General features: G+C 61.6%; 5 protein-coding genes and 1 pseudogene. 2 read left to right on the top strand and 4 right to left on the bottom strand.

The window, feature by feature from the left end; all coding sequences use genetic code 11:
* Nucleotides 1–193: 193 nt before the first annotated feature.
* Nucleotides 194–985 (top strand): AraC family transcriptional regulator, encoded by a 792-nt coding sequence (locus tag ACSFE6_RS15940; RefSeq protein ID WP_435428511.1) that lies wholly within the window; start codon nt 194–196, stop codon nt 983–985.
* Between the two features lie 92 nt (nt 986–1,077).
* On the opposite strand, the gene ACSFE6_RS15945 is transcribed toward ACSFE6_RS15940, so the two are convergent.
* The gene (locus tag ACSFE6_RS15945; protein WP_371920820.1) at nt 1,078–1,845 is read right to left on the bottom strand and encodes a methyl-accepting chemotaxis protein; all 768 of its coding nucleotides are present in this window, start codon (nt 1,843–1,845) and stop codon (nt 1,078–1,080) included.
* 90 nt (nt 1,846–1,935) lie between these two features.
* Nucleotides 1,936–3,126: pseudogene (locus ACSFE6_RS15950) on the bottom strand (cache domain-containing protein); the annotation flags it as partial.
* A 262-nt stretch (nt 3,127–3,388) separates the two neighbouring features.
* Here ACSFE6_RS15950 and ACSFE6_RS15955 point away from each other — a divergent pair.
* Nucleotides 3,389–4,282, top strand: coding sequence for a PA4780 family RIO1-like protein kinase (locus ACSFE6_RS15955; RefSeq protein WP_435428512.1), 894 nt, complete (start codon nt 3,389–3,391; stop codon nt 4,280–4,282).
* A gap of 162 nt (nt 4,283–4,444) precedes the next feature.
* On the opposite strand, the gene cueR is transcribed toward ACSFE6_RS15955, so the two are convergent.
* Together cueR and ACSFE6_RS15965 are read right to left on the bottom strand one after the other, a co-directional pair.
* On the bottom strand, nt 4,445–4,858 hold the full coding sequence (gene cueR, locus ACSFE6_RS15960; protein ID WP_435428513.1) for a Cu(I)-responsive transcriptional regulator: 414 nt from the start codon (nt 4,856–4,858) through the stop codon (nt 4,445–4,447).
* Nucleotides 4,855–7,248, bottom strand: a complete 2,394-nt coding sequence (locus ACSFE6_RS15965; protein WP_435428514.1) for a heavy metal translocating P-type ATPase — start codon at nt 7,246–7,248, stop codon at nt 4,855–4,857. The genes cueR and ACSFE6_RS15965 overlap by 4 nt, the downstream gene beginning before the upstream one ends.
* Nucleotides 7,249–7,390 lie beyond the last annotated feature (142 nt).

A 7,390-nucleotide genomic window follows, 5' to 3' on the forward strand; every position in this document is an offset into this window, starting at 1 on the left:
TGATTGCTGATTGCTGTAGCGGAACCTGTGGGAGCGGGCCTGCCCGCGATGGGGGCGGCACATTCAACATCTCTGTTGCCTGACACACCGCTATCGCGGGCAAGCCCGCTCCCACAGGGATTATTGCGTTGATTAGATGTGTGACATGGCTTAGCGTCGCTTAATCAGCCGTCCCGCAACACAAGGCCCTTCAATGCCGACCAACGGACAAGTGTCCCTCGAACGCAGCATCCCGCCCATCACTGTTTTGCCGCGTCCGCTATACGCCCGGGTGGAAAGCCTCAACGCCGGTTCATGGACACCGTCCCACAGCCACGATTGGGTGCAGTTTTCCTACGCCATCAGTGGCGTGCTCGGCGTGCATACCGCCGAAGGCAGTTTTTTCGCGCCACCGCAGTGGGGTATCTGGATTCCCGCGGATCTTGAGCATCAGGTGGTAACGTCGATGCGCGCCGAAATGCGCAGCCTCTATGTGCGTCGCCAGGATTGCCAATGGGCGGACGGGCGTTGCCGGGTGCTGGAAGTGACGCCGCTGGCCCGGGAGCTGATCAAGAGCTTTTGTCTGCTGCCGGTGGAATATCCACAGGGCGACAGCCAGGAAGCGCGCCTGGTGAGTGTGTTGCTGGATCAACTGGCGACGTTGCCGGAAGTCGGATTCTCCCTGCCATTACCCCGCCATGAACGACTGTTGGGGCTGTGCAATGAGTTGATCGAGAACCCCGAGCGCAACGTGACCTTGCAGGAATGGGCGGAACGTTTGGGGACGTCGGAGAAAACCCTGATGCGCCTGTTTCAGCGCGAGACCGGTTTGAGTTTTCGCGGTTGGCGCCAGCGCATGCGGTTGCTGTCGTCGTTGAGTTTGCTGGAAGAGGGGGACAGCGTGACCAATGCTGCGCTGGCTTGTGGATATGATTCCACGTCGGCGTTTATTGCGGCGTTTAAAAGCCTGTTTGGGTTTACCCCAGGTGAATTGTTTCGGCAGTGACGGCCCCATCGCTGGCAAGCCAGCTCCCACAAGGTTAGTGGTGATCCCTGTGGGAGCGGGCTTGCCCGCGATTGTCGCAACGAGGTTTCGGATCAGGTACGGAACCGCCGAACCAACCCATCCAGCTCATTGGACAACCCGGCCAGGCTCTGGGAGTCCAGTCGCGCCGAGTTCGCCAGTTCCGCCACCAACTGCGCATCGCCATGGATCTGGCTGATGTGCCGGTTGATGTCTTCGGCCACCTGGTGCTGTTGTTCCGCCGCCGTGGCGATCTGGGTGTTCATGTCGCGGATCACGTCCACCGACTCGCGAATCTGCCCGAAGCTGCTGCGCGCTTCGCCGATGCGTGTCACCGATTGTTGCGACACTTCCAGGCTGGCATGCATCTGTTGAGTCACCTGGCTGGTGCGTTTGGCCAGGTTGCCCAGCAGCCCGTCGATCTCTGCCGTGGAATCAGCCGTGCGCTTGGCCAGCGCCCGCACTTCGTCCGCCACCACCGCAAAGCCGCGACCTTGCTCACCGGCCCGCGCCGCTTCAATGGCTGCGTTCAACGCCAGCAGGTTGGTCTGTTCGGCGATCGAGCGAATGGTGCCAAGGATCGACTGAATGTCATTGCTGTCGCGTTCCAGTTGCTGCATCGACTGGGCTGACTGTTCGATTTCCTGGCTCAGGCGATCCACGCTGTTTACCGCGGCATCGATCTGCTGCTGGCCTTCGCGGGCCTGGCGCTGGCCGCTGTCGGCCGATTCGGCGGCCTGGCTGCAAGAGCGCGCCACTTCGTTGGCGGTGGCGACCATTTCGTGGAACGCCGTGGACACCATATCCACCGCCTCGCGTTGGCGCCCGGCGGCTTCAGCCATGTCGCTGGAGACCTGGGTCGAGCTTTTGGACGTGGCCAGGATCTTGGACGCCGCGCCGCCAATGCTCTGGATCAGGTTGCGAATGGCGGTCAGGAACTGGTTGAACCAGTTGGCCAGTTGCGCGGTTTCGTCGCTGCCACGGATTTGCAGGTTCTTGGTCAGGTCGCCTTCACCCTGGGCGATGCCTTCCAGACCGTCGGCCACGCTGCGGATCGGCCGCACGATGAGGCTGGCGAAACTGGCGCCGACGACAGCGAAGATCACGGCCAGCACGGCGGCGATGATCGCGATCAACCAGGTCAGTTGGGTTGCGGTGCTCATCACGTCGCTTTGCTTGATCAGGCCGATGAAGGTCCAGCCCAGTTGTTCCGACGGCCAGACGTTGGCCATGTAGCGCTCGCCGTCGAGTTCGACTTCGACCATGCCTTTGCCGGCCTTGGCCAGCTGCGCATAACCCTCGCCGAGGCTGCCCAGGGCCTTGAAGTTGTGCTCCGGTTGCTTCGGATCGACCAGCACGGTGCCGGAGTTTTCCAGCAGCATCAGGTAGCCGGTTTCGCCAAGCTTGATCTGTTTGACCAGTTCGGTGAGCTGCTTGAGCGACACGTCGATGCTGACCACGCCGCCGTTGGTGCCCAGCTTGTTGTCGACCGTGCGAACGGTGCTGACGTAGGACGTATCATTTTCGGCCCAATAGTAGGCTTCGGTGCGGAACGGCTTGCCCGGCTTGGCCTGGGCCGCCTTGTACCACGGGCGCTGGCGCGGGTCGTAGTTGGCCAGCTTGGCATCGTCCGGCCACGACACATAACCGCCGGCCGCAGTGCCGAGGATGGCGTAGGCGTAGGACGGATGGGCGTTGCCCAGGTCCTGCAGGAAACCGAAGATCTTTTTGTCCATCTCGCCCTGGGCAACGCTCGCAGCGTTGGCATCCATGTAGGTCTTGAGGCTGTCGTCGGAGTTCTTGATCAGCGGTTGCTTGGCCAGGTATTCGACGTTCTGGCTGATGCCGTCGAAGAACAGTTGCATGGCATTACTGACCTGACGGATTTCGCGACCGCTGTTGTCGACGAATTCGTCCTTGGCATCACTGCGCAAGTTCAGCACAACGAGGGTGGCGACCACTACCACGGGCAAGCAGGCGATGATTGCAAACGCCCAGGTCAACTTCTGTTTGATGTTCATCCGCGCTCCAGATTTTCTTGTAGGCCCACGCAGTGCAGATGACTCGCGGTTTATTGGCAGCCGTAAACGTTTTACATCAACCCGGTTCCCTGGGGGCGACATCGCCAGTGCAAGGCAAGGATTGTCGGACAAATCTGTTTGTCACTCAGGGCTTCGGCTGTTGCCTGCGGAAATTAAGGATTTTCTGAAAAAAATCCTGCGAAGAGCCGTCAGTCGGGATCTCGGCTGTTGTCCGGCACATTCCGTGCTTCTCGATGAGTGTGTCAGCGTTCATAGGTCGCCACCCCCTCCCATCGGTGAGTGGATTGCCGTATAACGAATGACTTTCGCGTGTTTGGTAATAAAGGACCCAGAATAAAAGCTGATGAAGACTCCAAAACGCATAGAACCCCTGATCGAGGACGGTCTGGTCGACGAGGTGCTGCGCCCACTCATGAGTGGCAAAGAGGCAGCTGTTTACGTGGTGCGCTGCGGTAACCAGTTACGCTGCGCGAAGGTCTACAAGGAGGCGAACAAACGCAGTTTTCGTCAGGCGGCCGAATACCAGGAAGGCCGCAAGGTGCGCAACAGCCGTCAGGCCCGGGCCATGGCCAAGGGCTCCAAGTTTGGCCGCAAGGAAGCCGAAGACGCCTGGCAGAACGCCGAAGTGGCGGCGCTGTTCCGTCTGGCCAACGCCGGTGTACGAGTGCCCAAGCCTTATGACTTCCTCGAAGGCGTGCTGCTCATGGAGCTGGTGGCCGACGAATACGGCGATGCCGCACCGCGCCTGAACGACGTAGTGCTGGAACCGGACCAGGCGCGCGAGTATCACGCGTACCTGATATCGCAGATCGTGCTGATGCTGTGTACCGGCCTGGTGCACGGTGACCTGTCCGAGTTCAACGTCCTGTTGACCCCGACGGGCCCTGTGATCATCGACTTGCCGCAAGCGGTGGATGCGGCGGGCAACAACCACGCGTTCAGCATGCTGGAACGGGACGTGGGCAACATGGCGTCGTACTTCGGACGATTCGCACCGGAGTTGAAAAAGACCCGATACGCCAAGGAAATGTGGGCCCTGTACGAGGCTGGCACCTTGCACCCGGGCAGTGTCCTGACCGGCGAATTCGCCGATTCGCAAGAGCTGGCCGACGTGGGTGGGGTCATGCGCGAGATCGAAGCGGCCCGTCGGGATGAAGCGCGCAAGCAAGCGGCCCGTGCCGCGGACGATGCGCCACCCGATAAAACCGAAGAACCGCCTCCGCCGTGGATGCAGTGATCAGTTGATCAAAAAAACCGGCTTCGGCCGGTTTTTTGTATCCAACCCATAACCCCTGTGGGAGCGAGCCTGCTCGCTAAGGCGGAGTGTCAGGCTAAGTAAATGTTGAATGTGTCGGCCTCTTCGCGAGCAGGCTCGCTCCCACAGGGATGCACCCGGTAATCAGGCGCGAGCCGTTGTGGCACAACACCCCGACTCCAACTCCTTGAGAATCGGACAATCCGGCCGATGATCCCCCTGGCAATGCTCGACCAGGTCCTGCAAGGTATCGCGCAACTGGCCGAGTTCGCGGATCTTCTGGTTCAGCTCGTCGATATGCTGGCGGGCCAGGGCCTTCACATCGGCGCTGGCGCGCTGGCGGTCCTGCCAAAGAGTCAGCAACTTGCCGACTTCCTCCAGGGAAAAACCCAGGTCCCGGGAGCGCTTGATGAACGCCAGGGTGTGCAGGTCGTCGTCGCCATACACCCGATAGCCGCTGTCGGTGCGGTGGGCCGCCTTGAGCAGGCCGATAGACTCGTAATAACGGATCATCTTTGCACTCAGGCCGCTATGGCGGGCTGCTTGGCCGATGTTCATCGGTTGTCCTCCAGATCCTCGGGTTTCCAGGTTTTCAACAGTAACGCATTGCTCACTACGCTGACGCTCGACAACGCCATGGCCGCGCCGGCCAGCACCGGGTTGAGGAAGCCGAAGGCTGCCAAAGGAATGCCGATCAGGTTGTAGACGAAGGCCCAGAACAGGTTTTGCCGGATCTTCGCGTAGGTCTTGCGGCTGATCTCCAGCGCCGCCGGCACCAGGCGTGGATCGCCGCGCATCAGGGTGATGCCGGCGGCGTGCATCGCCACATCGGTACCGCCGCCCATGGCGATGCCGATGTCGGCAGCGGCCAATGCCGGCGCATCGTTGATGCCGTCGCCGACCATGGCCACCACACCCGATGTCTTGAGCGCCGCAACTTCGGCAGCTTTGTCCGCCGGCAGCACTTCGGCGTGCACGTTGGTGATGCCCAGCGCCTCGGCCACCACTTTGGCGCTGCCGCGATTGTCGCCGGTCAACAGGTGGCTACTGATGTGACGTGCGTTGAGTTGTTGCACCGCTTGCAGCGCCCCGGGCTTGAGCGTGTCACCGAAAGCGAACAGGCCCAGGACTCGCGGCGCGGGGCTTTGCTCGATCAGCCAGGACAAGGTTCGGCCTTCGGATTCCCATGCGGTGGCCGAGTCGGCCAACTCACCTGGGTTCAATTCGCTCTCTTGCAGAAGACGACGATTACCCAGTGCCAACCGACGGCCATCAAGACTGCCGGCAATGCCGCGTCCCGTCAGGGACTGGCTGTCGTTGACATCGGCCACGCTCAAACCACGCTCTTTGCATTCATCCAGCACCGCCTTGGCCAGCGGATGCTCACTGCCGCGTTGCAGGGCTCCGGCCAGTCGCAGCAAGTTGGCTTCGTCACCGTCGAGGGCACTCAAGTGAGCGATGCGGGGTGTGCCCGACGTCAGGGTGCCGGTCTTGTCGAACACCACTGCACTGACTTCGTGAGCACGTTCCAGGGCTTCGGCGTCCTTGATCAGAATCCCGTGACGTGCCGCCACGCCGGTACCGGCCATGATCGCGGTCGGCGTGGCCAGACCCAGCGCGCAAGGACAAGCGATCACCAACACCGCGACGGCATTGATCAGCGCGGTTTCCAGAGGGGCGCCGTACAACCACCAGCCGATCAAGGTTGCCAGCGCCAGCAACAGCACCACCGGCACGAAGATCTGGCTGACTTTATCCACCAGTTTCTGGATCGGCGCCTTCGCTGCCTGAGCGTCTTCAACCAGACGGATAATCCGCGCCAGCACCGTTTCCGCACCGAGTGCCTGGGTGCGCACCAGCAACCGGCCTTCACCATTGATAGCGCCACCGGTGACGGTATCGCCGGGTTGCTTGGGCACGGGCAGGCTTTCGCCGCTGATCAGCGCTTCGTCGGCATGGCTCTGCCCGTCCACTACCGCACCGTCCACCGGGAAACGTTCACCGGGTTTGACCAGCACCAGATCATTGAGGCGCAGGGCGCTGATGGCGACATCCTGCTCCTGGCCATCCATCACCCGGATCGCCCGCTCCGGACGCAGCGCTTCCAGGGCGCGAATGGCGCTGGCGGTCTGACGCTTGGCACGGCTTTCCAGGTATTTGCCCAACAGCACCAGGGCGATCACCACCGCCGAGGCTTCGAAATACAGATGCGGCATGCCCCCGGCGGCTGTGGCCCATTCGTAGAGGCTCAAGCCGTACCCGGCGCTGGTACCCAGGGCGACCAGCAAGTCCATGTTGCCGGCGCCGGCGCGCACGGCTTTCCAGGCGGCGACATAAAACCGCGCACCCAGGATGAATTGCACTGGCGTGGCCAGCGCGAATTGCGCCCAGGCCGGGAGCATCCAGTGCACACCGAAAGGTTGCAGCAACATCGGCAGCACCAGCGGCAAGGCGAGGACGATGGCGGCGATCACGGCCCAGCGCTCGCGGTGCAGGCGCGTCTGTTGATTGTCGGTGGAGGGATGTTCGGCTTCCCAAACGCTGGCGGCGTAACCGGCCTTGGTTACGGCGGCGATCAGTAATTGCGGATCGACCTGCCCAAGCAGTTCAAGATGCGCGCGTTCGTTGGCCAAGTTGACGCTGACACCCTTCACCCCCGGCACTTTGTTCAGGGCACGTTCGACGCGGCCGACGCAGGAAGCGCAAGTCATGCCCTCGATACTCAGTTCCAGGCTATGCTGCGGCACGCTGTAACCAGCCTTTTCCACGGCTTCCATCAAGGCTGGCAGGCTACCGGTTGGCGCCTGGACCCGTGCCTGTTCAGTGGCCAGGTTGACGCATACGGCACTGGCGCCGATGACTTTGCTCAAGGCACGCTCGACACGCCCGGCGCAACTGGCGCAGGTCATGCCGGTAATCGGCAGATCGAAAGTGATGGATTCGGACATGGGGCACGCTCCCTGTAGAAGATGTCTACAGGATCAACCTTGCCATGCTGGCAAGGTCAAGCGCCAATCTCCAGATTGTCGCAGATCCTTTGTGGGAGCGAGCCTGCTCGCGAAGACGGAGTGTCAGTCAACGATGTTGCTG

The organism is Pseudomonas baetica (assembly GCF_051216495.1).
In the GTDB taxonomy this organism is placed as follows: Bacteria; Pseudomonadota; Gammaproteobacteria; order Pseudomonadales; family Pseudomonadaceae; genus Aquipseudomonas; species Aquipseudomonas baetica_B.

Excerpts from the sequence above, each read along its gene's own strand:
- ACSFE6_RS15940 (WP_435428511.1), top strand. The coding sequence starts at position 194 with ATGCCGACCAACGGACAAGTGTCCCTCGAACGCAGCATCCCGCCCATC.
- ACSFE6_RS15945 (WP_371920820.1), bottom strand. The coding sequence starts at position 1,845 with ATGGCTGAAGCCGCCGGGCGCCAACGCGAGGCGGTGGATATGGTGTCC.
- ACSFE6_RS15955 (WP_435428512.1), top strand. The coding sequence starts at position 3,389 with ATGAAGACTCCAAAACGCATAGAACCCCTGATCGAGGACGGTCTGGTC.
- cueR (WP_435428513.1), bottom strand. The coding sequence starts at position 4,858 with ATGAACATCGGCCAAGCAGCCCGCCATAGCGGCCTGAGTGCAAAGATG.
- ACSFE6_RS15965 (WP_435428514.1), bottom strand. The coding sequence starts at position 7,248 with ATGTCCGAATCCATCACTTTCGATCTGCCGATTACCGGCATGACCTGC.